Origin of the sequence: Candidatus Nitrosacidococcus tergens (assembly GCF_902810445.1) — a bacterium.
Lineage (GTDB): Bacteria > Pseudomonadota > Gammaproteobacteria > Nitrosococcales > Nitrosococcaceae > Nitrosacidococcus > Nitrosacidococcus tergens.
Genome location: NZ_LR778175.1, coordinates 1,724,921 through 1,750,832 on the forward strand (window position 1 = coordinate 1,724,921; position 25,912 = coordinate 1,750,832).

The 25,912-nt window shown below is 36.7% G+C and carries 27 protein-coding genes and 1 tRNA gene; 12 read left to right on the forward strand and 16 right to left on the reverse strand.

The window, feature by feature from the left end:
• Positions 1-4 precede the first annotated feature (4 nt).
• Genes NSCAC_RS08305 through NSCAC_RS08320 form a run of 4 tightly spaced genes read left to right on the forward strand, consistent with a single transcriptional unit; the run spans position 5 to position 2,419 of the window.
• Positions 5-700, forward strand: coding sequence for a YggS family pyridoxal phosphate-dependent enzyme (locus tag NSCAC_RS08305; protein WP_197744339.1), 696 nt, complete (start codon positions 5-7; stop codon positions 698-700).
• 18 nt (positions 701-718) lie between these two features.
• The gene (gene proC, locus NSCAC_RS08310) at positions 719-1,564 is read left to right on the forward strand and encodes a pyrroline-5-carboxylate reductase (RefSeq protein WP_197744340.1); all 846 of its coding nucleotides are present in this window, start codon (positions 719-721) and stop codon (positions 1,562-1,564) included.
• A complete protein-coding gene (locus NSCAC_RS08315; RefSeq protein ID WP_232085924.1) occupies positions 1,554-2,120 on the forward strand; it encodes a YggT family protein in 567 nt (188 codons plus the stop codon). The genes proC and NSCAC_RS08315 overlap by 11 nt, the downstream gene beginning before the upstream one ends.
• The gene (locus NSCAC_RS08320) at positions 2,117-2,419 is read left to right on the forward strand and encodes a DUF167 family protein (protein WP_197744341.1); all 303 of its coding nucleotides are present in this window, start codon (positions 2,117-2,119) and stop codon (positions 2,417-2,419) included. Before NSCAC_RS08315 ends, NSCAC_RS08320 begins: the two co-directional genes overlap by 4 nt.
• Here the strand turns inward: NSCAC_RS08320 and NSCAC_RS08325 are convergent.
• Positions 2,408-3,655, reverse strand: coding sequence for an AmpG family muropeptide MFS transporter (locus tag NSCAC_RS08325; RefSeq protein ID WP_232085925.1), 1,248 nt, complete (start codon positions 3,653-3,655; stop codon positions 2,408-2,410). The two genes, NSCAC_RS08320 and NSCAC_RS08325, sit on opposite strands and share 12 nt — an antisense overlap.
• A 19-nt stretch (positions 3,656-3,674) precedes the next feature.
• On the opposite strand from NSCAC_RS08325, the gene pyrE reads away from it, so the two are divergent.
• On the forward strand, positions 3,675-4,322 hold the full coding sequence (gene pyrE / locus NSCAC_RS08330; protein ID WP_197744342.1) for an orotate phosphoribosyltransferase: 648 nt from the start codon (positions 3,675-3,677) through the stop codon (positions 4,320-4,322).
• A gap of 32 nt (positions 4,323-4,354) precedes the next feature.
• Here the strand turns inward: pyrE and argB are convergent, their stop codons facing one another.
• The 5 genes from argB to NSCAC_RS08355 are packed head-to-tail and all read right to left on the reverse strand — an operon-like array spanning position 4,355 to position 9,043.
• A complete protein-coding gene (argB, locus tag NSCAC_RS08335) occupies positions 4,355-5,263 on the reverse strand; it encodes an acetylglutamate kinase (RefSeq protein WP_197744343.1) in 909 nt (302 codons plus the stop codon).
• 5 nt (positions 5,264-5,268) lie between these two features.
• Positions 5,269-6,675, reverse strand: coding sequence for a phosphomannomutase/phosphoglucomutase (locus NSCAC_RS08340; RefSeq protein WP_232085926.1), 1,407 nt, complete (start codon positions 6,673-6,675; stop codon positions 5,269-5,271).
• A 47-nt stretch (positions 6,676-6,722) separates the two neighbouring features.
• Positions 6,723-7,178, reverse strand: a complete 456-nt coding sequence (gene dut / locus NSCAC_RS08345) for a dUTP diphosphatase (RefSeq protein ID WP_332087661.1) — start codon at positions 7,176-7,178, stop codon at positions 6,723-6,725.
• Entirely contained in the window at positions 7,159-8,364 is a 1,206-nt protein-coding gene (gene coaBC / locus NSCAC_RS08350; RefSeq protein WP_197744344.1) for a bifunctional phosphopantothenoylcysteine decarboxylase/phosphopantothenate--cysteine ligase CoaBC, read from the reverse strand. Before coaBC ends, dut begins: the two co-directional genes overlap by 20 nt.
• Positions 8,365-8,386: 22 nt before the next feature.
• A complete protein-coding gene (locus tag NSCAC_RS08355; RefSeq protein ID WP_197744345.1) occupies positions 8,387-9,043 on the reverse strand; it encodes a hypothetical protein in 657 nt (218 codons plus the stop codon).
• 256 nt (positions 9,044-9,299) lie between these two features.
• Here NSCAC_RS08355 and NSCAC_RS08360 point away from each other — a divergent pair, with 256 nt between their 5' ends.
• Entirely contained in the window at positions 9,300-10,556 is a 1,257-nt protein-coding gene (locus NSCAC_RS08360) for an NAD(P)/FAD-dependent oxidoreductase (protein ID WP_197744346.1), read from the forward strand.
• Positions 10,557-10,610: 54 nt separating this feature from the next.
• Here the strand turns inward: NSCAC_RS08360 and NSCAC_RS08365 are convergent, their stop codons facing one another.
• The 4 genes from NSCAC_RS08365 to ispB all read right to left on the reverse strand — a co-directional run bounded on the left by NSCAC_RS08365 (position 10,611) and on the right by ispB (position 16,026).
• A complete protein-coding gene (locus NSCAC_RS08365; protein ID WP_197744347.1) occupies positions 10,611-13,667 on the reverse strand; it encodes an efflux RND transporter permease subunit in 3,057 nt (1,018 codons plus the stop codon).
• Complete coding sequence (locus NSCAC_RS08370; protein WP_197744348.1) at positions 13,664-14,758, reverse strand: efflux RND transporter periplasmic adaptor subunit; 1,095 nt, start codon at positions 14,756-14,758, stop codon at positions 13,664-13,666. The genes NSCAC_RS08365 and NSCAC_RS08370 overlap by 4 nt, the downstream gene beginning before the upstream one ends.
• 220 nt (positions 14,759-14,978) lie before the next feature.
• A tRNA-Pro gene (locus NSCAC_RS08375) sits at positions 14,979-15,052 on the reverse strand.
• Between the two features lie 5 nt (positions 15,053-15,057).
• Positions 15,058-16,026: an octaprenyl diphosphate synthase gene (gene ispB, locus NSCAC_RS08380; RefSeq protein WP_197744349.1), complete on the reverse strand. Its 969-nt coding sequence runs from the start codon at positions 16,024-16,026 to the stop codon at positions 15,058-15,060.
• A gap of 231 nt (positions 16,027-16,257) precedes the next feature.
• Here ispB and rplU point away from each other — a divergent pair, with 231 nt between their 5' ends.
• From rplU to proB, 4 genes are all read left to right on the forward strand, one after another.
• On the forward strand, positions 16,258-16,572 hold the full coding sequence (gene rplU, locus NSCAC_RS08385) for a 50S ribosomal protein L21 (RefSeq protein WP_197744350.1): 315 nt from the start codon (positions 16,258-16,260) through the stop codon (positions 16,570-16,572).
• Positions 16,573-16,590: 18 nt separating this feature from the next.
• Positions 16,591-16,848, forward strand: a complete 258-nt coding sequence (gene rpmA, locus NSCAC_RS08390; protein ID WP_197744351.1) for a 50S ribosomal protein L27 — start codon at positions 16,591-16,593, stop codon at positions 16,846-16,848.
• A gap of 92 nt (positions 16,849-16,940) precedes the next feature.
• Positions 16,941-17,957: an Obg family GTPase CgtA gene (gene cgtA / locus NSCAC_RS08395; protein WP_197744352.1), complete on the forward strand. Its 1,017-nt coding sequence runs from the start codon at positions 16,941-16,943 to the stop codon at positions 17,955-17,957.
• 2 nt (positions 17,958-17,959) lie between these two features.
• Positions 17,960-19,084, forward strand: a complete 1,125-nt coding sequence (proB, locus tag NSCAC_RS08400) for a glutamate 5-kinase (RefSeq protein WP_197744353.1) — start codon at positions 17,960-17,962, stop codon at positions 19,082-19,084.
• 24 nt (positions 19,085-19,108) lie between these two features.
• Here proB and rpsT read toward each other — a convergent pair whose 3' ends face one another.
• Positions 19,109-19,372, reverse strand: a complete 264-nt coding sequence (gene rpsT / locus NSCAC_RS08405; protein WP_197744354.1) for a 30S ribosomal protein S20 — start codon at positions 19,370-19,372, stop codon at positions 19,109-19,111.
• 100 nt (positions 19,373-19,472) lie between these two features.
• On the opposite strand from rpsT, the gene murJ reads away from it, so the two are divergent.
• Positions 19,473-21,029 carry a murein biosynthesis integral membrane protein MurJ gene (murJ, locus tag NSCAC_RS08410; RefSeq protein WP_197744355.1) on the forward strand — a complete coding sequence of 519 codons (1,557 nt, stop codon included), beginning with the start codon at positions 19,473-19,475 and terminating at the stop codon, positions 21,027-21,029.
• Positions 21,030-21,081: 52 nt separating this feature from the next.
• On the opposite strand, the gene cyoE is transcribed toward murJ, so the two are convergent.
• From cyoE to NSCAC_RS08430, 4 genes are read right to left on the reverse strand one after another with little or no spacing between them, the layout of a single operon-like run.
• The gene (cyoE, locus tag NSCAC_RS08415; protein WP_197744356.1) at positions 21,082-21,981 is read right to left on the reverse strand and encodes a heme o synthase; all 900 of its coding nucleotides are present in this window, start codon (positions 21,979-21,981) and stop codon (positions 21,082-21,084) included.
• Positions 21,978-23,012, reverse strand: coding sequence for a COX15/CtaA family protein (locus NSCAC_RS08420; RefSeq protein ID WP_197744357.1), 1,035 nt, complete (start codon positions 23,010-23,012; stop codon positions 21,978-21,980). Before NSCAC_RS08420 ends, cyoE begins: the two co-directional genes overlap by 4 nt.
• A 12-nt stretch (positions 23,013-23,024) precedes the next feature.
• Positions 23,025-23,702 (reverse strand): SCO family protein, encoded by a 678-nt coding sequence (locus NSCAC_RS08425; RefSeq protein ID WP_197744358.1) that lies wholly within the window; start codon positions 23,700-23,702, stop codon positions 23,025-23,027.
• A gap of 18 nt (positions 23,703-23,720) precedes the next feature.
• The gene (locus tag NSCAC_RS08430) at positions 23,721-24,407 is read right to left on the reverse strand and encodes an SURF1 family protein (RefSeq protein WP_197744359.1); all 687 of its coding nucleotides are present in this window, start codon (positions 24,405-24,407) and stop codon (positions 23,721-23,723) included.
• A gap of 224 nt (positions 24,408-24,631) precedes the next feature.
• Between NSCAC_RS08430 and NSCAC_RS08435 the strand changes: the two genes are divergently transcribed.
• Positions 24,632-24,898 (forward strand): DUF2909 domain-containing protein, encoded by a 267-nt coding sequence (locus NSCAC_RS08435; RefSeq protein ID WP_197744360.1) that lies wholly within the window; start codon positions 24,632-24,634, stop codon positions 24,896-24,898.
• 87 nt (positions 24,899-24,985) lie between these two features.
• On the opposite strand, the gene NSCAC_RS08440 is transcribed toward NSCAC_RS08435, so the two are convergent.
• Positions 24,986-25,852, reverse strand: a complete 867-nt coding sequence (locus NSCAC_RS08440; RefSeq protein WP_197744361.1) for a cytochrome c oxidase subunit 3 — start codon at positions 25,850-25,852, stop codon at positions 24,986-24,988.
• Positions 25,853-25,912 lie beyond the last annotated feature (60 nt).

Sequence of the window (25,912 nt, forward strand, 5' to 3'; positions counted from 1 at the left end):
AAATATGGTAGATATTGCACAGCAACTTGCTCAAGTTCATGAGCGTATTGCTCAAGCAGAGCAACGCTTTAATCGAGCACCGGGCAGTGTTTCTCTTTTAGCTGCTACAAAAACCTGCGCCCCAGAGGCAATTCTGACAGCGGCTTCTTGCGGACAGCGAGTATTTGGGGAAAACTACTTACAAGAAGGCCTCACTAAAATTGAGGCATTAAAAAAAGAAAACTTTGAATGGCATTTTATTGGTCCTATTCAATCAAATAAAACTCGAGATATTGCGAGTCATTTTAGCTGGGTTCACAGTGTAGATCGGTTGAAAGTCGCTCAAAGATTGAGCGATCAACGACCATCAGATTTGGATGTATTAAGTATATGTTTACAAGTTAAAACCAGTGATGAAACCTCAAAATCAGGTGTTCTTCCAAAGGATTTAATCAAATTAGCAAAAGAAGTAGCATTGATACCTAATCTCTCCTTACGGGGGCTTATGACAGTACCTGCCATTACTCATGATTTTGAAGAGCAGCGAAAACCTTTTAAAGTTTTATATGATCTATGGTGCGAGCTACGCAATATAGGATTTGAGTTAGATACTTTATCTATAGGGATGACTGATGATTTAGAAGCTGCTATTGCTGAAGGAGCAACTTTAGTTCGAATAGGTACTGCAATTTTTGGATCTCGCTCTCAAAAAAGCACATAAAATCGTACATAGTTACATATGGAATTAAAAAGCGATTATACCCTTACCTTTATTGGTGGGGGAAATATGGCATTTAGTCTTATTAGTGGGCTGATTAAAACAGGATTTAATCCTAAAAATATTTGGGTAACGGATCTAGATCTAAAAAAACTAGATTCCCTACATCAACATTTTGGCGTACAAATTACAGCAAACGACGCTCAAGGAGTACAAAGTACAGATGTAGTCGTTTTAGCGGTAAAACCACAACAGATGAAAGGGGTTGTTACAGAACTAAATCATTTAATAGATAATAATCCTCTATGGTTAAGTATTGCTGCAGGTATTAGAGTCACAGATTTATCCAATTGGTTTAAAAAGCCGGTTCCTATTTTACGTGCGATGCCTAACACTCCTTCTTCAGTACAAACAGGAGCTACCGCTTTATTTGCTAATAAACACGTAAATATAGATCAGAAAAAATTAGCAGAATCTATATTTCATGCGGTGGGATTAGTACTTTGGCTAGAAGATGAAACCTTAATGGAAGTTGTCACTGCCCTATCAGGAAGTGGTCCTGCTTATTTTTTCCTAGTGATGGAGGCTATGGAAGAAGCGGCTGTCCAGCTAGGATTAGATCCGCAGAGTGCTCGTATACTTACTTTTCAAACTGCACTAGGAGCAGCTAAGATGGTAAATGATCATCGAGATCAAAGTGCTGCTATTTTACGACAGCAAGTTACCTCTCCTAAGGGGACAACAGAGCGTGCTATTTCCTCTTTAGAAACAGCAAATCTCAGAGAGATTTTTTTTCAAGCTTTACAAGCTGCTCATCACCGTGCTCAAGAGTTAACCCAAGAATTGGGAGCAATCCATGATGCCTAATCACTATTTCATAAATCCTTTAATATTCACTATTGATATACTATTTAGCTGCTATATTCTAGCAGTCATGTTACGCCTATTTCTTCAGTGGGTACGCACCGATTTTCATAATCCTGTCGCTCAATTCTTAATTACAGTCACACAACCTGCTCTTCGCCCTTTACGTCGCTATATTCCTCCTGTAGGTAATATAGATACTGCTTGTATTGCGTTACTACTTATCTTAGCGTTAGTGAAGCTGGCTATTATTGCAAGCCTAACCTTTGGAATCCCTTCCCTATTTACCCTATTTATGGCAAGTATTGGGGATCTTATTGGAATAGGATTTAAGATATTGGAAATGGCAATTATTTTCCGAGCAGTTCTAAGTTGGATTATGCCAAATAGTTATAACCCTGCACTTATCCCACTATACCATCTTACTGATCCTATACTTCGACCAGTACAAAATTTAATTCCTCTTATTAGTGGTATAGATTTATCTCCTATCGCTGCTTTAATTGGTCTTGAGATACTATCTATGTTTATAGATCCTCTATTTCCTCATTTTATATGATTGTATCTTCATGGTTTGATCGAGTACAAGATGGAATTATCGTACGTATACGCCTTCAACCTAATGCACGTCGTAATGAAATTTTAGGCATTCATGCAAATCAACTTAAAATCAAAATAACTGCTCCTCCTATTGAAGGGAAAGCTAATCTTTATTTAATTAATTTTTTATCAAAGTTATTTGAGGTAAATAAAAGTAGGATTGATATAGTTGCTGGAGCAATGAGTCGAGATAAACAGATACGTATTGCAGGAATAACTACACTGCCTTTAGAACTAAGATCTAAATTAGGTTGCTAGTTTTTCTAGTTTACGTAATAGTAATAATCCAGGTATGGTACATAAAGTACAAAAAATAAAGAATAATACCCATCCTAAGTATTCAGCAGTAAATCCTGTAGGTGCAGTCATAATTACTCGGGGGATACCCATAAAGCTTGAAAATAAAGCATATTGAGTTGCCGTAAATGTTTTATGAGTTAAACTGGCCATAAAAGCGGCATAAGCAGTGGTTCCCATTCCAGAGGTAAAATTCTCAAAGCTCACCGCTAAAATAAGAGCTAATAAATCATGGTTGGAGATAGCTAATAGAGAAAAACCTAAAATAGATAATCCTTGTAAAATACCAAATATCCATAGTGCTCGATAAATAGTAACTTTTAACATCAATACTCCACCAAGTATTCCACCAAGTATCGTAGTGCCTAACCCAAATCCTTTAACAATAAGTCCTATTTCAGAGGTGGAATAACCTAGTGAGAGATAAAAAGGAATAGTCATATGACCTGCCATGCTATCTCCAAGCTTATAAAACAAAATAAAAAATAGGATGAGTAAGGCATTGGACCGTGAAAAATACTCTTTAAATGGTGCAGTAATAGATTCTATTATCCCTTTAGGAGTACTAGTTAGAATTTGGGGTTCTGGAGCAAATAAAGTAGTAATCACACCAATAAACATCATTACTGTAAATAAGCGGTATATTTGAGGAAAAGTGATATAATCAGCAAGGATTAATCCACCTGCAGAGGTTATCAACATACCTAAACGATAACCATTGACATAAAATGCAGATCCTAAACCTAGCTCATGATCTGCTAGGCTTTCCCTTCGATAAGCATCTATTACATTATCCTGTAGTGCTGAAAAAAAAGTAACTAATAAGGCAACACTAGCTATAGTGGCACTATGGGTAGGATGAGTAAAACTTAAGATAAATAATGTAATAATTACGCCTATTTGTGCCCATAATAACCAACCTCGGCGACGACCTAAATATTTAGGAGTATAGCTATCTAATAGAGGTGCCCAAAGAAATTTTAAAGTATAAGGAAGACCAACCAAAGAAAATAACCCAATCGTACTTAGATCTATATGCTCTTTTTTCATCCAAGCCTGAAGTACTGATCCTGTTAGTAGCAGTGGGAATCCGCTTGCAAAACCCATAAAAAAAGCAATAACTACGGGAGTCGACATAATAGCTTGGAAAAAAGTGTGCCAGTATGTAATTAAACGGAAGTGTTTATAGACATTCAAAATACATTTATTTAAAAAAATGAAAGATTATCAGAAAGAATTTATTGAGTTCGCAATTAAAAGAAATATCCTTAGATTTGGAGAATTTACCTTAAAGTCAGGAAGAATTAGCCCCTATTTCTTTAATAGTGGATTATTTAGTTACGGTAGTGACTTAGCTCACCTTGGAAGATTCTATGCTCATCGAGTTTCTCAGGCAAATCTTGAATTTGATATTTTATTTGGCCCTGCTTATAAAGGAATTCCTCTAGTAGCAGCTACTGCCATAGCTTTATCTGAGAAATTCAAACAAGATATAGGTTATGCATTTAACCGTAAAGAGCCAAAAGATCATGGAGAAGGAGGCACTATCATTGGTGCATCTCTTAATAGTCAAAAAGTACTTATTGTGGATGATGTAATTTCTGCTGGAACTTCAGTACGAGAATCTGTCACACTGATAAAAGATGCAGGAGGAATTTTGACAGGAGTAGTCATTTCTTTGGATCGGCAAGAAAGAGGAAAAGGTACTCAATCTGCAGCACAAGAAATTACCACTCAATATGGCATTCCAGTAATAAGTATTGCCTCCTTAACTCATTTAATTACTTATTTATCAAAATCACCTACTATGGAGCAGTATTTAGATCGAGTGAAAGTGTATCGAGATCAGTATGGTATAGAGTAATGGTATGTATTTATTAAAAATAAATAACTATGTTATTTGTTTTTAATAAAAGTGCCAATTCCTTCATCGGTAAATAATTCCAGCAATACTGCATGTTGTACTCGCCCATCAATAATATGAGCAGATTTTACTCCATGAGCTACAGCTTCTAAGGCACATTGAATTTTGGGAAGCATTCCACCAGAAATAGTACCATCTGCGATTAAATCATTCACTTGAGTAGTAGTTAGTCCTGTAAGTAAATCACCTGATTTATCCAGTACTCCTTGAGTGTTGGTTAATAATATTAACTTCTCAGCACCTAGAGATTCAGCAATTTTTCCTGCTACTAAATCAGCATTAATATTATAAGAATGCCCATCTTCCCCCACACCTACAGGAGCAATAACAGGAATAAATTTTCCCTGCGTAAGCGTATAAATGATCTGAGTATTAATTTGTTTTACTTTTCCCACATAACCCATATCAATAAGTTCTGGGTTTTTTTCTAATATAGAGTCCGAGATATTTGGCTTTAAATGGAGTTTTTCAGCTTGAATTAATCCTCCATCTTTACCAGTGAGCCCAACGGCACGACCCTCTCGCTTATTAATGAGATTGACGATCTCTTTGTTAACTTGCCCTCCTAATACCATTTCAACTACATCCATGGTTTCTTTATCAGTGACTCGCATTCCCTGAATAAACTCACTTTCCTTACCCATTTTTGCCAGTAGTTGCCCAATTTGAGGTCCACCTCCATGAACAATAATAGGATGAATACCTACTAGTTTCATCAGTACAATATCTTGAGCAAAACTCTCTTTTAGCTCGTTATCAACCATTGCATTACCACCATATTTAATGACGATAGTTTTTCCTGAAAAACGTTGGATATAAGGTAGGGCTTTAGTTAAAACATGAGCTATATTGAATGCACGATCGGTAATGGAGGGTTGCATAGAAATTAAAAAGATAAAATTAATTCTGGATCTACTTGTAGTATGAATTCTTTAAAAGTATTTTTTATTCGCTCTAATGCTACGGCATTATCTGCTTCAAAACGGAGAATAAGTGAGGGGGTAGTATTGGATGGACGAACTAAACCCCAGCCATCTTTAAATTCTACTCGTAATCCATCAATAGAAATAATTTTTGTATCTGATGGATATTTAGCTTGTAGGAGTAATTTTTCCATAAATTGGAAATGCGTCCCTTCAGCCATATTTACTCTAATTTCTGGAGTACTAATATCGTTGGGTAGCTCATCGAATACTTCAGCAGAATTTTTTGTATTTTTAGCTAAAATTTCAAGTAACCTTGCTCCAGTATATAAAGCATCATCAAAACCATACCATCGTTCTTTAAAGAAAATATGACCGCTCATTTCTCCAGCAAGTAAAGCATCTGTTTCTTTCATTTTTGCTTTAATTAAAGAGTGTCCTGTTTTATACATCATAGGGCTACCCCCAGCACTCTTAATTATTAGATCTAAGTGACGGGAGCATTTCACATCATATAGAATAATTGCTTTTGGATTTCGAGAAACTACGTCCTTAGCATAGAGCATGAGTTGGCGATCAGGCCAAATTATGTTTCCTTTAGAGTCAACTACCCCTAAGCGATCTCCATCTCCATCAAACGCAAAGCCTATATCCGCCTTTTCTTCCTTAACTTTTCGGATAAGATCTTTTAAATTTTCTGGCTGGCTAGGATCAGGGTGATGATGAGGAAAATGACCATCAATATCGCAATAGAGCTCTATCACTTCGTTACCCATTGCTCGATACAAGTAAGGAGCAACTTCTCCCGCAGCACCACTACCACAGTCAACAATAATTTTTAAAGACCGAAAGAGCTTTATATCTGCTGTAATTTTTTGAAGATAAGAAGGTATAACATCTAGGATTTTTACACTTCCTGTCCCATAAAGGTAATTTTTATTCTCAATTCGCTGACGTAACCTTTGGATAGCCTCTAGAGCTAGTGTATTTCCCCCTAAAATCATTTTTAACCCATTATAATTTGGAGGATTATGGCTACCTGTTACCATGATACCTGCCCCAGTTTCTAAAAAATAAGTGGCAAAATAGAGTATAGGGGTAGGCACCAAACCAATATCTATTATATGGCAACCTGAATTTTGTAATCCTTCGATAAGAGCATGGGAAAGATCTTTACCAGATAAGCGACCATCTCGCCCTACTACTATATTTTTTTGATGGTGAAATTCTTGGCTTTCGCTACCCAGTGCTTGCCCAATGCTATAAACAATTTCAGGCGTAAGATCTTCATTGACTATACCACGAATATCGTAGGCTTTAAAAATAGAGGTAGGAATATTATTATTTTCTTTACATAATTGGTTTTTCAATTTATTTCTCCCAATTTTATTGGAGTAAGATAGGTTAAAAACTATAATTAATATTTTCCTGTGTGACCAAAACCCCCTTCCCCTCGATGGCTAGTAGTAAATGATTCAACAGTTTTGAATGAAACTTGAATAATAGGGACAAATACCATTTGAGCAATTCGTTCACCTATAGTAATAATAAAAGGATCAGATCCTCTATTCCAGCAAGAAATAAGAATCTCTCCTTGATAATCACTATCAATAAGTCCTACTAAGTTACCTAAAACAATGCCATGTTTATGTCCTAATCCAGAGCGAGGTAGTAGTACAGCAGCTAATGTAGGATCTGCAATATGTATTGCTAATCCTGTTGGAATAAGTTCAGTGGTATTTGGTAGTATTGCTAAATCATTAGAAATGCAAGCCCGTAAATCTAATCCAGCAGCCCCAGAAGTTGCGTAATGAGGCAGGGGAATTTCAGTACCTAAGCGAGAATCTAAAATTTTAACTTGGATGTTTTTCATGATAGCACCAAGCTATTTGCTGTATAAGTTTTTGAGCAAGTATTGTTTTTGGATATAAAGGAAAGTCTATCTCCCCTTTATCCCACATAACTGTACATTCATTTGTATCTACTTCAAATCCTTGATGATACCCAACTGGATTTACTACTATCATATCGAGATTTTTTGCGATGAATTTAGATCTAGCATTTTCTTTATAATTTTCTGTTTCAGCTGCAAATCCTACTAAAAAAGGTCTATGAGGTTGCTCTCCAACTGTTTTTAGAATATCTATAGTTTGCTTTAGTTCTAATGTTATATTTTTGTCTGTTTTTTTTATTTTTTGTAATAATATTTGGGTAGATTGGTAATCCGATACTGCAGCACAGCTAATAAAAATATCTGTCTTAGTTATAAGTGATAACACCTGCTCACTCATCTGTTGCGCAGTATCTATTGTAATTTTTTGCACTCTAAAAGGAGTATCCAAACTGGTAGAACCGCTAATTAGCGTTACCTGAGCTCCTGCACTTTCTGCAGCTTCAGCTAAAGCATAGCCCATTTTTCCAGAACTCCGATTGCTTAAAAAACGAACTGGGTCTAAGTACTCTCGAGTAGGACCCGCAGTAATTAATACCGATAACCCTGCTAGATAGGGTTCAATAAATAATTTTGTTATTTGATAAATAAGTTCCTTAGGCTCTGCCATCCTCCCTAAACCCCATTCACCACAGGCTTGATTTCCTTCGTTAGGCCCCCATATTCTTACGCCTCGTCGAGTTAAAGTAGCGATGTTTTCTTGAGTTGCTATAGCGTGCCACATTTGCTGATTCATACTAGGAGCAACCGCAAGTGGAGCTGTAGTGGTTAGACAGATAGCAGTAAGTAAATCATTGCCACGACCTTGAGCAATTCGAGCAATAATATCTGCAGAAGCTGGGGCAATTAATATTAAATCTGCCCATCTGGCTAAAGCAATATGCCCCATAGCTAATTCTTGCGATGGGTCCATGAGGCTAGTATGAACTGGGTTACTACTCAAGGCTTGAAAAGTGAGTGGAGCAATAAATTTTTGAGCAGTCTCAGTCATGACTACTCTAACTTCAGCACCCAGATCCCGTAATTTACGGACTAAATCACCAGCTTTATAAGCTGCAATACTACCGCTAATACCGATTAAAATCCGTTTATCTCGAGTTATTTCCAACTATTTTTTAGTGAATTTGATTTTATTCTCTTTTCTTCTCAAAAGGATTTAGGCTGACTCTAGTTTCTGGATCCAATACTAATTTATCCCCCTTATGAAGAAGGATAAAGTTTAATACTCCTCTTAAAGATCTTGATCCGGAAAGCACGAATTTACTTTCTGCTTCCTCATTAAATAGTGCTGATTCTAATGCTTCATCCACAGTATAATTAAGCTCTTGAGCGAGAAAATCATCATGGTTTGCTTGATTGAGTATACCCATAAACCAAATTTGATTTTTAGTAGGTATCCCTATTCCATTTTCTGTAGCAAAAAAACCTTTTATCTGGGTTGAGCCAAAAATTAATCCTTGAGGACCATTTAAAAACTCATGTTCAAAATTTATGGTACGAATCTGACTTGATGATTCGGTTGCTACAAAGGTGACATGCCAAAATTCAATTGCATTGACATGTTCTCTACTCTTATCTAGGCAAATTTGTGGATTCTTGCCGTATTCACTAGAGATAATGTTAAATCCAGGATAATCTCCAGCGATATTAACACAGCTACTAGAGAGATCCCCTGATTCTGCCATAGTCAGTATTTGACTATAAATACTCGCGGTTAATCCATAGGCGTTGGGATGCAACCCAAAGTAAAGTAATATACCTAAGACAGTAATTTGAAAAGATTTCATTTAGCTTTTGTTTTTTATAACTTTAAAAATTAATTGGGCAACCTATAAAACTAGAATAAATCAGAATTTAGATTGTTAATCAGTAGTTATTTTATAGATTATTCAAGAATAAAAAACAGAGTTTTATGGATTATATACCAAAGATAGCTAGCTATGGCATACTCTATATAGGTAATTTTGGGTATGAAATCACTTAAATAAATCTTTACTTAAGTAAAGATTTATTTAAGAAACTACTTAAAAATGAGGAGTATATATGGCAAATACAAAACATCATCAGATCGTTATTGTTGGTGGTGGTGCTGCAGGTATCACGGTAGCAGCTTCCCTTAGAAGAAAAAAAGGAGGCAAAAAATTAGATATTGCTATTATTGAGCCATCCAGTAATCATTATTACCAGCCTGCCTTTACATTAGTAGGTGCTGGAGCATATTCTTTAGAAAAAACTCGTCGCTCTGAAGAAAGTTTAATTCCTCCTAATATAGAGTGGATTCAGGACTCTGTAACTAGTTTTAGTCCTCAAAATAATCAAGTGAAATTAGCCTCTGGACAGCTAATAGACTATGACTACCTTGTGGTCTGTCCTGGGTTAGAATTAAATTGGGACAAAGTAGAAGGATTAAAAGAAACTCTTGGTAGAAATGGAGTGTGTAGTAACTATTCCCCTGAATATGCTCCATATACTTGGGAATGTATACAAGGGCTTAATCAAGGAGCAACCGCTATTTTTACTCAACCACCTATGCCTTTTAAATGCCCAGGCGCACCACAGAAAATCGCTTATCTAGCTGCTGATCATTTACGTAAAAAGAAGACATTAACCGAATCTACCCTTTATTTTTGTACTCATGCACCCGTGATGTTTGGTGTACCTTTCTTCTCAAAAGAGTTAGACAAAGTAGTGGCTCGCTATGGAATTCATGCTAAATTTCAACATAATCTAATTGCCGTGGATGGAAAAAACAAACAAGCGACTTTTGAAATAGTGGGCGGAGATAACACCGGAGAAAAAATTACTTTAGATTTTGACATACTCCATGTTACTCCTCCTCAAAGCCCTCCAGAAGCAGTAAAGTCTAGTCCACTGGCTAATGAGGCAGGTTATATAGATGTGCATAAAAATTCTATGCAGCATACTCAGTATAAAAATGTATTTTCTTTAGGAGATTCTGCAGGTACTCCTAATTCAAAAACAGCAGCTGCCGTTCGTAAGCAAGCCCCTGTGGTCGTAAAGAATTTGTTGCACCTTATCCAAGGTGGGAATCTAGAGGAAGGCTATGATGGCTATGCTTCTTGCCCGCTGACTACAGGTTATGGGAAATTAATAATGGCTGAGTTTATTTATGGCGGAAAAGTTACCCCTACACTGCCTTTAGAGCCTAGTAAAGAGCGTTTACTTAATTGGTGGATTAAGGTGACAGGACTTCCTATCTTATATTGGGATTATATGCTTAAGGGTTATGAATGGTTTTTTGCACATAATACCAATTATGAAGAACCTAAAGAAGGCTAGATAATAAAATGCAGGAATCGTAGTACAAGGAAGTACTGCTTTCCTAAAAATGCTTTATTTGATGTCAAGCATCTCCTCTTGCTTATGTTCTTTTGCAATAATTACATAAACTGCAGGTACAATAAATAAGGTAAAAAAGGTACCAATTCCTAGACCAGTCGCAATCATTAAACCGATTCCGTACCTGCTGACTGCCCCTGCTCCACTTGCCATTAACAAAGGGATAACACCTACTATCATAGCGGAGGTAGTCATTAGAATAGGACGTAGTCGAATGCTAGCCGCTTTTTCTACTGCTTCTCTTTTTTTAAGCCCTTCATGAATCTGTAATTGGTTAGCAAACTCAACAATTAAAATCCCATTTTTTGCAATAAGTCCAATTAAAGTAATCAATCCCATTTCAGTGTAGATATTGACCGTGGTAAATCCTAAGGCGAGGAATATTAAAGCACCTGCGATGGACATAGGTACTGACATAAGGACAATAATAGGATCTCTCCAGCTTTCAAACTGAGCTGCAAGCACAAGGTAGATTACGATTAAAGCGAATAGAAAAGTAATCGCTAAGGCATTTCCTTCCTGGGCATATTGACGAGACTCACCTGCATAATCCCAGCTAAATCCCCGAGGGAAAATTTCTCGAGCTTGAGTTTCAAGGTAGGAAAGTGCATCTCCTATAGTGACTCCAGAGCTGGCAACACCTTGTAAGGTTAAGGCGTTGAGTTGCTGAAATTGAATTCTTTTACTAGGCACTATAGTTTTTTCGAGGGAAACTAAAGTAGATAGAGGAATAAAATTCCCATTCTTTGTTCGGGTATAGTAATTCTCCAGCATATGTTCATCAAGACGATAGTTACGAATTACTTGAGGAATGACTTTATAACTACGACCCTCTAAATCGAACCTATTAACCCAACGTTCTCCAAGCATGGTGGTTAAGTCTTCTCCAATATTTTCCATAGTAATCCCTAAATCGCCGGCAAGATCTCGATCCACATTGATTGAAATCCGAGGCTGTTCATATTTAATGGATTTCTGGAGGAAAGAGAATTTTCCACTCTCCATTGCCCTTTCAAGTAATTCTTGAGCAACTTGATCTAAAGAGAGAAAATCTGTATCAGTTTCCACAATAAATTGAATAGGAGCTCCTCCTACTCCTGGCAAAGTTGGGCGATGGTAGACAGAGATTTCATAGGCAGCAATTCCTTCTTGTAGTCTCCGTTGTAAATCAGGGCGTACTTCCATTTGAGAGCGTTTTCTTTGATCGGGAGGATACATTTTAAATCCTCCTCTGATTACATTAAGAGCTCCCGCCATACCAATTAACTCATAAACTTCTCTATATTCTGGCAGGGTTTTTGCGATATCAAAAATTTGCTTAGCGTAAACCCTATCGTAATCAACATTTGCTACCTCTGGACCAGTGGCTTCAAACTCTACTACACTTTGATCTTCAGCAGGAGCGAGTTCTTTTTGCCCGCTCATATATAATGGATATAAAGTTAAAAGAATAAAAGCTGCGAAAACTATGATAATTGGAATATGATTTAAAGTACGGTGTAGAATATTTCTATAGAATTTAGCTAGCCGTGTAAGTAAATGCTCTACCAAGACTTCAAATTTTCCTTTTTGATCAGCCGCTTTTAACACCTTAGATGACAACATAGGTGAGAGAGTAATTGCAACAATTCCAGAAATAATGACAGCACAAGCAGCAGTAAATGCAAATTCAGTAAATAGAGTACCTACTAATCCTCCCATAAAACCAATGGGGGCATATACAGCTACTAGAGTTGTAGTCATGGCGATAATGGGTAAGCCCAATTCTTGAGCACCATCAAGAGCTGCCTTAAAGTGAGATTTACCCATTTCTAAATGACGTTGAACATTTTCCACTACAATAATGGCATCATCTACCACTAACCCGATAGCAAGTACCATAGCTAGTAGAGTAAGTAAATTAATAGAAAAGCCAAGAGCGAGCATTAAAAAGCCAGATCCTATTAAGGAAAGAGGTACGGCAACAGAAGGAATCAGAGCGGCTCGTAGTGAGCCTAAAAATAGAAAAATTACGATGAGTACAATAATAATTGCTTCCCCAAGGGTATGGAATACCTCATCAATTGAATCTGACATATAGATGCTATAATCAGAGACAATACGTCCTTCAAATCCAGGAGGTAGCTGTTTTTGTATTTCTGGAATTAAAGCGTGAACTTTACTAGCAACCTCAAGTGGGTTAGAACCAGGGGATTCTTCAATACCCACAAAAATTCCTGGCTGACCATTACGCCAATTAATTGCATTATAGTCTTCTTCTCCCAATCTAGGATTGCCAATATCTTTTAAGCGAACAATAGCACCATTTTTCCCATATACTACTAAGTTACGATAATCCTGCTCATAATTTATATTAGTATTACTAATTAAGTTAATAGAAGTGTAGCCACCTTTAGTTTGGCCAGCACCAGCAATATAATTATTACTTTCCAGTACCTCTCTAACATCGCTTGGAGTTACTCCGTAGGCAGCCATTCGTTTTGGATTAAGCCAAATCCGCATTGCTGGAGATTTATCTCCAGAAAGGGTAACTTTACTTACCCCTGGCAATGCCTGAATTTTAGGTTTTACAGATCGTAATATGTAATCAGTAATTTCATGTAAGGATGCTATATCGCTTGAGAAAGATAGATACATTAGAGCAGTTGTTCGCCCTGTACTCGTATCGATAAGTGGGCTATCAGTATTTGGTGGAAAAAAGTTAAGCTGGCTATTTACTTTGGCTTGAATCTCTGCAACTGCTGCACCTGGGTCATAATTCAATTCCATATGAACTTCTATAGTTGAAACTCCCTCATCACTAGTAGCAATGATGTAATCAATCCCTTTTGCTTCAGCAATAGCTTGCTCTAAAGGAGTAGTAATGAAGCTATTCATAAGCTCACTGCTTGCTCCTTTATAATTTGTAGTTACCGTAATTACGGTTGTAGTGGTTGCAGGATATTGGCGTAGTTCTAATAAAGTAAAAGATCGCAACCCAATAAGTAGGATAAGCAAATTAACAACGCTAGCAAATACCGGGCGACGAATAAAGAGATCAGTAAATTTCATGGCTCATCGGTTTGTGAGATAGGTATTTTCTTATTACTGATTCTTACTTTTTGTTCATTATGGAGTTTTAACTGACCTGCAATAACCACATATTCTCCCTCTGCTAACCCCTTAACAATTTCCACCTGATCTCCATAAGCATCTTTCACCCGTACTGCCCTTTGGTGAGCAATAAAGTCATTACCTTGCTTTTCGACTACATAGATCATTTCTCCATAGGGATTGTAAGCAATCGCTATTTTAGGAACAATGAGTGCTTGTTTTTGTTCGGGTAATAAGGTACTTACTTCCGCAAACATCCCTGGGCGTAATAATAAATCAGGATTATTAAAAATAGCACGAATTTTAATATTTCGAGTTTGAGGATCGAAACCAGGATCTATTGCTGTAATGTGGCCTGTAAAAACTTTATCGGGATAGCTTTTAACTTTTATTGAAATTTTTTGATTGACGGAGAGGAAAGAAAAGTAACGCTCTGGAAGCATATAATCTACATAGATGGGATCTAAGGCTTGTAACAATACAATAGGAGATCCGGGAGTTAAATACTCTCCGAGGTTTATTTGCCGTACGCCAAGTAGCCCAGAAAAAGGAGCCGTAATGTGCTTTTTTTGGATTAAAGCACGCTTAGAATCCACCTTTGCCTTATCATTTTCTAGCTGTGCTTGAGTAATATCATAGTCGGATTTGGAAACTAAATCCCCTTTAACAAGCTGAGCATTGCGTTTTAATTGCACTGATGCAAGAGTATTAGCAGCAATTAATCCTCTTAGATCTGCTCGTTCGATACTATCATTGAGCTGTACTAAAAGAGTTCCTTTCTCTACCCATTGTCCAGATTTAAAATTTATTTTTGTAATTAGCCCTTCAATTTCGTTAGTAACATTCGTTCCCTGAATAGCTACTAAACTACCAATTGATTCTGCAATGGGTTGCCAACTATCAATATGCACCTGATCAATTGCTACTGTGGCTAGAGGTGAGGTTATTAATTTACTAGATTTATATTTCTCATAATATTTCCAAGAAAAAAAAAGTAAGCTAGATAATAATCCTAGAGCTAAGAGAGTAGTAATAGAGCGTTTTATCATAAGAAAGATGGCTACCTCTATTGCATTGAGCAGCATAAAATACTAAAGGCATATTACGAAAATCTTTTAGTATATATGTCAAATTAGTTTGTAGTTATCAACTACGGTGCTTTTAACTAGAGCCTATAAAAATTAAAAAGAATAGTCCCTTAAATAATATAGGACATAAAAATTAACTTTGAAACCTAGGAAAGTAAAGTGCACTATATTTACTACTTGATCGGGGTGACTGGATTCGAACCAGCGACTCCTGCCTCCCGAAGGCAGTGCTCTACCAAACTGAGCCACACCCCGTTCTTTTAGTAAGTGCGAGAAACAGCAAACCGTGCTAAATCTGATAAGGATTCTCGATAGAGTGAGTGAGGAATATATTCAAGTGCTTGAATAGCTTTCTGCGATTCTAGACGAGCAGCTTCTGCTGTATAGTCTATTGCCCCAGTGGCTTGAATAGCTTTAATAACTTGATTCAAATTCCCAAGTCCACCCTCTTTTATCGCATTAAAAATAATTTCGGATTCTAGTTCAGAACCGTGGCGCATGGCGTAAATTAACGGTAAAGTTGGTTTACCCTCTGCCAAGTCATCCCCAATATTCTTACCTAAATCCTCACTTGAAGCACTATAATCCAACACATCATCAGTAAGTTGAAATGCAGTACCTAGATGCATACCATAAGCAGCCATTGCTTTTTCTTCTATATCTGAAGCACTGCAAAGCACCGCACCTAGCTGGACAGCCGCTTCAAATAATTTTGCAGTCTTACTACGAATCACGTTTAAATATCGTTCTTCTGTAGTATCTGGATCATGGCAATTTAATAGTTGCATGACCTCTCCTTCTGCAATTGTATTTGTTGTATGGGCTAAAATTTCCATAACTCGCATACTACCCACACTAACCATCATTTCAAAAGCACGAGAATAGAGAAAATCCCCTACTAAAACACTAGCCTCACTGCCCCATATGTTATTTGCTGTTTTTTGCCCCCTTCGTAGTTGAGAGGAATCTACTACATCATCATGTAATAAGGTAGCAGTATGGATAAACTCAACAATAGTAGCGATATCAATATGATTTATGCCCTTATAATTAAAAGCATGGGCACTAAGTAATACTACTATTGGGCGTAACCGTTTACCGCCACTATTAATAATGTAATGCCCTAATTGATTGATAAGTACTACCTCAGAATGCAATTGTTGTTGGATCATTCCATTAACAGACTGCATATCATCAGCTATTAAATCGTATGTATGCTGTATATTCAAGGGAGCTTACTTTTTCACTAAAAATTTAGGAGAATTTCACTATTGTTGAATAGCATTATGCTATTGTCCATATTATAATTATTTATTATAGTTTCTTGACTATATTTGTTGGAGTATCCTTAGGGCTATTTTTTATTCATATAAGATTAAATAGTTCCTTAGGATAGCATAAACTCTAATATCCTGAATGACTCTAAAATTGGTTTTTTAAAAAAAGGTAAGCATTCTGTTATGTATGCAGTGATCAAAAGTGGTGGAAAACAATATCGTGTTCAAGAAGGGGATACCCTTAAAATAGAAAAAATAGATGCTGATGAGGGTACTCAGTTTGTTCTCGATCAAGTATTGTTAATAGCTTCTGATGGTAACACTCAAATCGGTACTCCCTATATCGAAAATGCTAAGGTGGATACTACAGTAAAAAGCCACGGACGAGGAAAAAAAGTTAAAATTATTAAATTTCGCCGTCGTAAGCATTCTAAAAAACAAATGGGGCATCGGCAATATTTTACTGAATTACATATTGATAGTATTTCTGCTAGCTAAGAATAGGAGTAATAAATTATGGCACATAAGAAAGCGGGTGGTAGTTCCCGAAATGGTAGAGATTCAGAATCTAAGCGATTAGGTGTAAAGAAATACGGGGGAGAACAAGTACTTGCTGGAAATATTCTAGTAAGGCAAAGAGGTACTAAATTTCATCCTGGAGATAATGTAGGGCTAGGAAGGGATCATACCCTATTTGCAACAGTATCAGGGAAGGTACAATTTGCTGTAAAAGGACCTCGTAACCGTACTTATGTTAATATTGTTACAGAGTAGTATCTAGCTTATATTTAAGTAACCGATTCGTAGCATACCTGTAGTTTTTTAACTATTTTCTATTTTACTTCTTAATATTTGGTTTCAATAGAATGAAGTTCGTAGATGAGGCCATTATTAAGGTGCAAGCTGGGGCAGGAGGCAGTGGCTGCCTTAGCTTTCGCAGAGAGAAGTTTATCCCCTTTGGAGGCCCTGATGGGGGCAATGGCGGCAAAGGTGGAAATGCCTACTTAATTGCTGATGAGAGAATTAATACCCTAATCGATTTCCGGCATCGCCGTCACTTTATTGCTCAAAGAGGTGAAAATGGTAGAGGTCGGCTTCAATCAGGTAAGAATGGACAAGATCTCTATATTCCAGTACCTGTAGGTACTGAAGCTTGGGAATTAGAAACAGGAGATTTTTTTGGAGATCTTACCACATCTAAGCAAACTCTATTAGTAGCTAAAGGTGGACGTTATGGATTAGGAAATGCTCACTTTAAGAGTAGTACTAATCGGGCACCACGCAAATTTACTAAGGGTGAGCTTGGGGAAGAGCTTTCCTTAAGGCTTGAACTAAAATTATTAGCTGATGTAGGATTACTGGGACTACCTAATGCAGGTAAATCTACTTTTACTCGCCAAATATCGGCAGCTAACCCCAAAGTTGCAAGCTATCCTTTTACAACACTTTATCCTAACCTTGGCGTAGTTAGGGTTGGACTAGATCAAAGTTTTGTAATTGCAGATATTCCTGGTATCATCGAAGGTGCCTCTCAAGGGACAGGGTTAGGGATCCAATTTCTTAAACACCTTAGTCGTACTCGGCTACTTATTCATTTAGTAGACATTCTCCCCGATCAAGCTGATCTAATTACTAACATACAGACTATTGCAAAAGAACTAGAGCAATTTAGCCTTAAACTAGCAAATCAAGAGCAATGGCTGGTGTTTAATAAAATAGATTTGCTTTCCGAAGCTGAATTAAGGGATCTCTGTAAAAATATTTGTACTCACCTTTCTTGGCAAAAACCTGTTTATTATATTTCCTCTGTCACGGGGCAGGGTTGTCAATCACTTATTGCAGCAATAATGGCATATTTAGAGACTGTTTCAGCTAAAAATTAATAATGAGCGATTATCGTAGTCGTTTAGCCACTAGTCGTCGTTGGGTAATTAAAGTAGGAAGTTCCTTACTTACCACTGAGAGTCGTAAACTAAATACTAGTTATATTCAAATACTAGCATATGATATTGCTAAACTACAAAATTTAGGCTACCAAATCGTATTGGTTTCCTCTGGCTCCATCGCCGCTGGAATGCAAAGGCTTAATTGGCACCAACGGCCTAGTGCATTACATCATTTACAAGCAGCTGCTGCAGTTGGTCAAATGGAATTAGTTCAGGTTTATGAATCCTACTTTCAGAGCTATGGACAACAGGCTGCACAAATATTACTTACCTATGATGATTTAATAAATCGCAATCGCTATTTAAATGCACGCAGTACATTGCGTACTCTACTACAGTTAAAAATTGTACCTATTATTAATGAAAACGATACGATTGCAACTGAAGAGATTAGAGGAGATAATGATACCCTATCTGCCTTAGTAGCTAACTTAGTAGAGGCAGAAGTACTGGTTATTTTGACAGATCAAGCTGGGTTGTTTACTGAAGATCCGAGAGAAAATACTTATGCTGAATTGATTTCAGAAACAGCAGCTAGTAACCCAAATCTCGATGTGATGGCTAGTGCTAAGACAGGTACCCTTGGTCGTGGGGGTATGTTTACAAAACTAAGAGCAGCTCGACAAGCCGAACGCTCTGGGGCAATCACAGTGATTGCTGCTGGAAAAGAGAAGGATGTTATTCCACGAATTACCTCTGGAGAAAAGATAGGCACGCTATTATGGCCCAATACAGGAATTCTTACTGCTCGAAAACAGTGGCTTGCTGGTCAGCTGCAAACTAAAGGGAAAATACAATTAGATACTGGTGCAGTAAATGTATTATGTAGCTCTGGTAAAAGTTTACTGCCTATAGGTGTTATTGCATGCAATGGCCACTTTACTCGAGGAGATTTAGTCAGTTGTGTAGATATGCAAAATAGAGAAATTGCTCGTGGACTTATTAATTATAGTGCCGAGGAAACAAACTGCATCCTCGGCTATCCAAGTAGTCATATTGAGCAAATATTAGGATATGTTAACGAACAAGAGTTAATCCATAGGGATAATTTAGTATTGCTCTAGATACTGCAGCTTATCTAAATAGTATTAAGCCATTAAACGGATTTTAGTATTTATCCTGCTTTTATAGCGAGCTGCTTTATTAATATGAATTAAGCCTTTACGAGCTAAACGATCTAAGGTTGGTACCATGATCTTGTATGCTACAATAGCTTGTTCTCTATTACCTGCCACAATCGCTTTTAAAGTCTTTTTAATATAAGTACGCATCTCAGAGCGTTGACTCGAATTATGTTTGCGGTGTTTTTCTGCTTGCCGAGCTCGTTTACGTGCTTGTGCGGTATTAGCCAAAATGTATATCTCCTATTAATTTCATAACTAAAACTACAATGATACTTGTAAATACTATTTAAAGACAATATGGTAGGTTTTTTTTATCTACTAATCAATCATGAGCATTCAATTACTTAAATCTACTGCGGTTGTTGGTGGATCCACCCTTCTTTCTCGCATATTAGGTTTTATTCGAGATATGGTGATCGCACAAGCTTTCGGTGCTGGATTAGCAGCAGATACCTTTTTTGTAGCATTTAAAATTCCAAACTTCCTACGCCGTTTATTTGCTGAAGGTGCTTTTTCTCAAGCCTTCGTGCCAGTGTTTTCTTCCTATGTTGTAAGTAAAGATCTAATCGAAACTAAAACATTGATTGATCGAGTTACAGGTACTTTAGGAATAGTACTTTTATTCGTTACAGGATTAGGAATAGTAGGTGCTCCCTTATTGGTTATAATATTTGCACCTGGTTTTGTTAAAGATCTAGATCAATATAAATTAGCAATTAAGTTATTGCAAATTACTTTTCCTTATTTATTTTTTATTTCTCTAACCGCACTAGCAGCAGGAATACTAAATACCTATAAGCGGTTTAGTGTTCCTGCTATTACTCCTATATTTTTAAATATTACACTTATTATTTCAGCATTATGGATTGCCCCTACCCTGACTACTCCAATAATTGCTTTAGCTTGGGGGGTATTTTTTGCAGGACTTATTCAATTATTATTTCAGATTCCCTTCCTTAGACAGTTAAAATTTCTTCCTAAACCATATTTCGCATGGAAAGATACGGGAGTCCAAAAAATATTTACCCTAATGCTTCCTGCAATTATAGGTAGTTCTGTATCTCAGATTAATCTTTTAGTAGATACAATACTTGCTTCATTTTTAACAACAGGAAGCATCTCTTGGCTTTATTATGGAGATAGGCTAGTAGAATTTCCTTTAGGAGTTTTTGGCATTGCTTTAAGTACAGTTATACTCCCTACCTTATCGGAAAAATACAGCAAAGACTCTCCTAGAGATTTTTCTCATACTCTCGATTGGGCACTACGCTGGGCTTGTCTTATCAGTATACCTGCTGCAATAGGATTAGCATTACTCGCTACTCCTATTATTACTACTTTGTTTTATCATGGAGAGTTTGGCAAGCATGATGTTATTATGACTGTTTATAGTCTTATTGCTTATTGCTTTGGTTTAGCACCATTTATTCTTATTAAAATTCTTGCATCTGGTTTTTATGCAAGACAAGATACTAAAACACCTATGAAGATAGGGATTATATCTATGGTAAGTAATATTATTTTAAACATAATATTGATGTTTCCCTTAGCACATGTAGGCCTTGCTTTAGCAACATCTCTTTCCGCTTGGCTAAATGCCACATTATTACTTATCTACTTAAAGCGGAGAAGTATTTATATTCCTCAACCAAAATGGTTTTTATTAGGTGCTCAAATCACCATCGCAAGTAGTCTTATGGCTTTTTTTATCCTGTGGAAAAATTCTTCGCTAGTTGACTGGATTCAGTGGAATTTAACATCTCGCATAGAGCATTTACTCATTTTAATTAGCTTAGCTATGGCTATTTATCTTATTTCTTTATTACTAGTAGGAGTAAAACCAAAAATGTTAATTATGAATAAATATAATAATTCGTATATATAAAAAAAGGGATACTATTAGATCCCTTTTTTTATATTTGTAGATCTTCAAGTAATTAGGAGGAATGGGGCATATAGTGATCAGCCAATAGGAATGCAAATAATGCAGCTAAATAAAATATGGAATAGCCAAACATCTTCATTGCTAGCCTATCGTTAGTATCACGATATAGAGCAATCGCAAGATATAGAAAATACCCACCTAGTCCTACAGCACCTACTAAGTAGAGCATACCACTTAAGTGGCTAGAAAAAGGCAGTAAACTAACGGCAAACAATAAAAAGGTATAAAGAACTACTTGTTGTTTAGTATATTCCACCCCATGAGTAACAGGAAGCATGGGGAATTTTGCTCGCCCATACTCTTCTCTACGTGCTAAAGCTAAAGCCCAAAAATGTGGTGGAGTCCACATAAAAATAATTAAAAATAAAATAAAAGCGTGAACATGCATTTCCCCTGTTACTGCTGCCCAACCTAGTACAGGGGGCATTGCTCCAGCAGCGCCTCCAAGCACAATATTTTGAGGTGTTGTTCTTTTCAAGAAGGCAGTATATATAATCCCATAACCAATCATAGAAAAGAAAGTTAAATAGGCAGTTAAAGGGTTAATTAAAAAATACAAGATAGCCATTGATAGTATGGCAAGGGATATAGCAAAAATCAGCGCTTGTTTAGGAGTGAGTTTACCTGTAGGCAGGGGGCGTGCTTTAGTACGACCCATTACCGCATCTGCTTTTTCATCAATTAGATGATTAATCGCAGCTGCGGATGCAGCACCCAAACCAATTCCAATTGTTCCAAGAAAGAAAATTGGCAAAGGTACCACTCCTGGTACAGATAAAAACATGCCTACTATGGCAGTAAAAATAATGAGAGCAACAATACGGGGCTTGCAAAGTACAAGATACTCTCGCCAGTTGGTTAAGGTTCCTCGAATTAAAGTAGTTGTTGTCATAATCCTTTATCTCCTCGGAATGGATATTTTACAGGATGAAGTAAATGATTAAATGTAATTACGCTAAGTAAAAGTAAAGCTGCTACACCATTATGAGCTACTGCTAAAATAGGTGATACTCCAGATATAGCGGTAGATATTCCTAATCCTACTTGAGTAAAAGCTAATACTACTAGTGCTAACCCAGCTTTATGCAACATGGGATTTTCAGAGTTTTTCATCGCTTTTATACCAAGTGCCACAAGTAATATTAAAGTTACTATAGCAATTATTCTATGGACAATATGAATAGCTGTTGCCGATTCAGGAGTAATTTTACCACCTTCATAGTTTTCCCCTAACGGCTTCCAGAATGTAAAAGCTTCATCAAAATTCATAGTAGGCCACCATTGTCCTTGGCAGGTAGGAAAATCGTTACAGGAAAATCCAGCATAGTTTGTACTTGTCCATCCACCTAGAGCAAGTTGTAGTATTAGAAGTAATAGCCCAGCAAGAGCCCATATTCTGAAAGAATGAGAATACTTGCTAGATTCTCTTACTATAATCTGAGTTGCTTCCCCTTGCCGTAGGGTGATCCACCAAGCTAAAGAGAGGAGAGTCATACCACCCAATAAATGAAGAGTAACTATTGCAGGCTGAACAAGTAGGGTTACCGTCCACATTCCTAAAGCCGCTTGGCAACCTGCTACACCTAGCAGAAGTAAGGGTAAGGCCACCATCTGTTTAGAATCTCTACGATTATACCAAGCGCCTATCGCACACCCTAAAATAAGCATTGCTAATATACCCGCACAATAGCGATGTATCATTTCCTTCCAAGCTTTTCCTGTGTCTACAGGGCGATCAGGATAAAGCTCATGAGCTTGATCAATTTGGTCTGTAGAGCTTGGCACTGTAAGTTGATTGTAGCAACCAGGCCAATCCGGGCAACTCAACCCTGCATCTGAGATGCGAACATAAGCTCCTAAAATAACAATTACTAAAGCAAGCAAGCTTGCAGTAAAAGTAAATATTACAAAACGACGACTCATAATTCTTATTTATTATCCTATATAGGAGACAATCAACAAACGTTTAATATCTTTTAGAATATGTTTAGAATCTTCTTCCGATGGGTAACTCATCATAATATTTTTTAAAGGATCCACAATATAAATTCTCTGGTCACCTGCTGGGTTCTGAGCATGCGGAAGGATAAATTGTTTGATCAATGCATGTTCTTGATCTTTCTCAACAGCAACTATAAGATCAGGGTGTTCATTATCAATCCAATCCTTTTGCTGCTGCAAGGTATTTATATCATCTGCTATCCACAAACGACGCACTCGATACATATATTTATTTCCGAGTGCTAAACGTATTTGTCGCACCTTATTTAGTAAGTTATGACACTGATCATCACAACCAGCAGGTTCAAAAATAACTAGTGTCCATATACCCTTAAAAATATCATCAGTAGATAAGTCTTTTTTAGATAACCCATCAATAAAGAACCCATCTTTTAATGGAACACTTGGAATAATAAGTTCGCCATAGTTGCTTGTTTTTACTTCTCCATCTTGAAAATTTTTGTACATCCACCAAGAAATAATTACAGGTAATATAGAAATAGTAAGAATAGCTAAAATTATTAAGCGAGATTCTTTTGTTTTTACTTCTTTTTTTACAGTAGTATTAGTATCTACCAGTGTATCTATTTTAGATTCTTGCTCGTTTTCCAATTTCTAACTCCTCACATATTACTGATTTTGATTATTAATCTCACGTTTAATTAAAGCAATAAATATTCCAAAGGCAATAAACGCCATGCTAAACCATTGAATAGCATAGGCAATATGTCGTTGTACTCCCATTTCTGGTAGGAAGGACGACCAGGATCGAGCAAAACCATTAGGCTGGTTTGGATCTAATTGAATGATCAGAGGTTGTAGGGAGTAGCCTAATTCTAGCTCTAACTTCTCTAAATTCATGTATTGAATTAATTTTGGCCATCCAGAAGATTCCCAACCCTCTTCCTTTCCTAGATAGAAAGGAGGTTTTTTAAAAGGATGATATAGGGTACCATGTACGGTTATAATCGAGCTATCTACTGATTCTATAGGAGGTAATTTTTGGCGATCTGAATTTGCAACTATCCACCCTCGGTTAACAAGTATTGCTTTATTTTCTTTATACAGAAATGGCGTAAGTATATAATAGCCTACCTGGCCTTGGTAAATTTGGTTATCTACCAACATTGTATGCTGATTATCAAAATACCCTTCTGCGATTATCTTCCTATATTCATCTGTTTCTTGATTTAATGTATTATTCCCAATAAGCATAGGTACATCACTACCCCTTTCTTTAAGGGCTATTTCGATAGAGCGTTTTAAATCGGCACGCCGCAACTGCCAAAATCCTAACGAGCTAAGTACAGTGATCATGAACATAAATAAAAGTATGAAACTTAATTTAAGGGTTACACTCCTTTGTTTAAACTTAAATAGCATAGATTATAGGAATTGACTTCAATTATATTATTTACCGTAAATAATGAGATTTATACCAGTATATAAATATATATTATATAAAATATATAGTAAATACATCTTTACAAGATTAGACTAACAGTAGTGCTATTTATTGTATAACTGCTACGGAGTATATTATGATTTTTAAATTAATTATTATTGGACTTTTAATTTTTACTATTTATTCTTTGGGCGTTGCGTTAGTTGCTCTGCTAGGGAGAAGCGATAAAGATGCGGAGAAAATGTTAAAAGCACTTACTTGGCGAATTTCTCTCTCTATAGGTATATTTGTTTTACTTATGATTGGAAGAGCCGTAGGGTTAATTACTCCGCATAGTGCATTAGATTCCTTTCAGGAAAATAATCCATCAATAAATAGCCCAAATTCATCAGATCAAAAATAATTTACTTGCATATAGTAGAAATCTCTCTTACCTAAAAATTTAGGTAAGAGAGATCAGTAAATCAATAAATATGCTTAGCTTTTTCTATTATATCCAATATACAAATATAAATAAGCCAAGCCAAACAATATCAACAAAGTGCCAGTACCATGCCACAGCTTCAAAAGCAAAATGGCGCTGGGGTGTAAAATGCCCTTTGATACTACGTACCCATATGGTAATCAACATGATTGAGCCTACAGTTACATGAAACCCATGAAATCCCGTTAACATGTAAAATACAGACCCATAAATCCCAGAACCTAAAGTCAAGTTCATATGGGTAATAGCGTGACCATATTCATAGGCTTGACAACCAACGAAGGTCAACCCTAATGCAAAGGTGAGGAATAATCCTTGAATTAATTGTTTTCTATTTTCAGATCTTAACCCATGATGTGCCCAAGTAATAGTAACACCACTAGTAAGTAGGATAAGGGTATTAAGTGCAGGAATACCCCATGCTTCCATAGTGTTAAGCTCTCCACCAACATGGGCAGGACCACTGCTTGGCCACATTTCAGAGAAGTTTGGCCATAAGAACTCATGAGCCATTCCCTTATCACCTATTCCAGAGAGCCACTCTAGTGAAAATACACGAGTATAGAAGAGAGCGCCAAAGAAAGCAGCAAAGAAAAAAACTTCAGTAGTGATAAAGAAAATCATGCTCCAACGAAAGGAGCGATCTACTTGATCATTATAGAGTCCAGATTCGCTTTCGCGAATCACTTCCCCAAACCAACCAGCCATTACAAAAAATATAATAGCGAGCCCAACTAATAGGCCAAATTTCCCTATTTCTATATCATTAACCCAAGCCGCAACACTTCCCAGTGAAAGAAAGAGTCCAGTAGAAGCCACTATAGGCCAATGACTAGGCTGGGGTAAATAATAGTCTCCATGAGCTTGTGCCATAAAGCATTTCCTCCCGTATCATTTAATGCTAAAAAAATATTTTAAATTACAAAAAATTTC

Bases quoted from the DNA above. Each gene is read 5' to 3' on its own strand.
- cyoE (WP_197744356.1), bottom strand. From the start codon at position 21,981: ATGACAACAACTACTTTAATTCGAGGAACCTTAACCAACTGGCGAGAG.
- dut (WP_332087661.1), bottom strand. From the start codon at position 7,178: ATGAAAAACATCCAAGTTAAAATTTTAGATTCTCGCTTAGGTACTGAA.
- NSCAC_RS08440 (WP_197744361.1), bottom strand. From the start codon at position 25,852: ATGGCACAAGCTCATGGAGACTATTATTTACCCCAGCCTAGTCATTGG.
- NSCAC_RS08435 (WP_197744360.1), top strand. From the start codon at position 24,632: ATGATTTTTAAATTAATTATTATTGGACTTTTAATTTTTACTATTTAT.
- NSCAC_RS08420 (WP_197744357.1), bottom strand. From the start codon at position 23,012: ATGAGTCGTCGTTTTGTAATATTTACTTTTACTGCAAGCTTGCTTGCT.
- rplU (WP_197744350.1), top strand. From the start codon at position 16,258: ATGTATGCAGTGATCAAAAGTGGTGGAAAACAATATCGTGTTCAAGAA.
- NSCAC_RS08370 (WP_197744348.1), bottom strand. From the start codon at position 14,758: ATGATAAAACGCTCTATTACTACTCTCTTAGCTCTAGGATTATTATCT.
- proC (WP_197744340.1), top strand. From the start codon at position 719: ATGGAATTAAAAAGCGATTATACCCTTACCTTTATTGGTGGGGGAAAT.
- pyrE (WP_197744342.1), top strand. From the start codon at position 3,675: ATGAAAGATTATCAGAAAGAATTTATTGAGTTCGCAATTAAAAGAAAT.
- NSCAC_RS08360 (WP_197744346.1), top strand. From the start codon at position 9,300: ATGGCAAATACAAAACATCATCAGATCGTTATTGTTGGTGGTGGTGCT.
- murJ (WP_197744355.1), top strand. From the start codon at position 19,473: ATGAGCATTCAATTACTTAAATCTACTGCGGTTGTTGGTGGATCCACC.
- NSCAC_RS08305 (WP_197744339.1), top strand. From the start codon at position 5: ATGGTAGATATTGCACAGCAACTTGCTCAAGTTCATGAGCGTATTGCT.
- NSCAC_RS08430 (WP_197744359.1), bottom strand. From the start codon at position 24,407: ATGATCACTGTACTTAGCTCGTTAGGATTTTGGCAGTTGCGGCGTGCC.
- rpmA (WP_197744351.1), top strand. From the start codon at position 16,591: ATGGCACATAAGAAAGCGGGTGGTAGTTCCCGAAATGGTAGAGATTCA.
- NSCAC_RS08315 (WP_232085924.1), top strand. From the start codon at position 1,554: ATGATGCCTAATCACTATTTCATAAATCCTTTAATATTCACTATTGAT.
- NSCAC_RS08365 (WP_197744347.1), bottom strand. From the start codon at position 13,667: ATGAAATTTACTGATCTCTTTATTCGTCGCCCGGTATTTGCTAGCGTT.
- cgtA (WP_197744352.1), top strand. From the start codon at position 16,941: ATGAAGTTCGTAGATGAGGCCATTATTAAGGTGCAAGCTGGGGCAGGA.
- proB (WP_197744353.1), top strand. From the start codon at position 17,960: ATGAGCGATTATCGTAGTCGTTTAGCCACTAGTCGTCGTTGGGTAATT.
- argB (WP_197744343.1), bottom strand. From the start codon at position 5,263: ATGCAACCCTCCATTACCGATCGTGCATTCAATATAGCTCATGTTTTA.
- NSCAC_RS08355 (WP_197744345.1), bottom strand. From the start codon at position 9,043: ATGAAATCTTTTCAAATTACTGTCTTAGGTATATTACTTTACTTTGGG.
- NSCAC_RS08320 (WP_197744341.1), top strand. From the start codon at position 2,117: ATGATTGTATCTTCATGGTTTGATCGAGTACAAGATGGAATTATCGTA.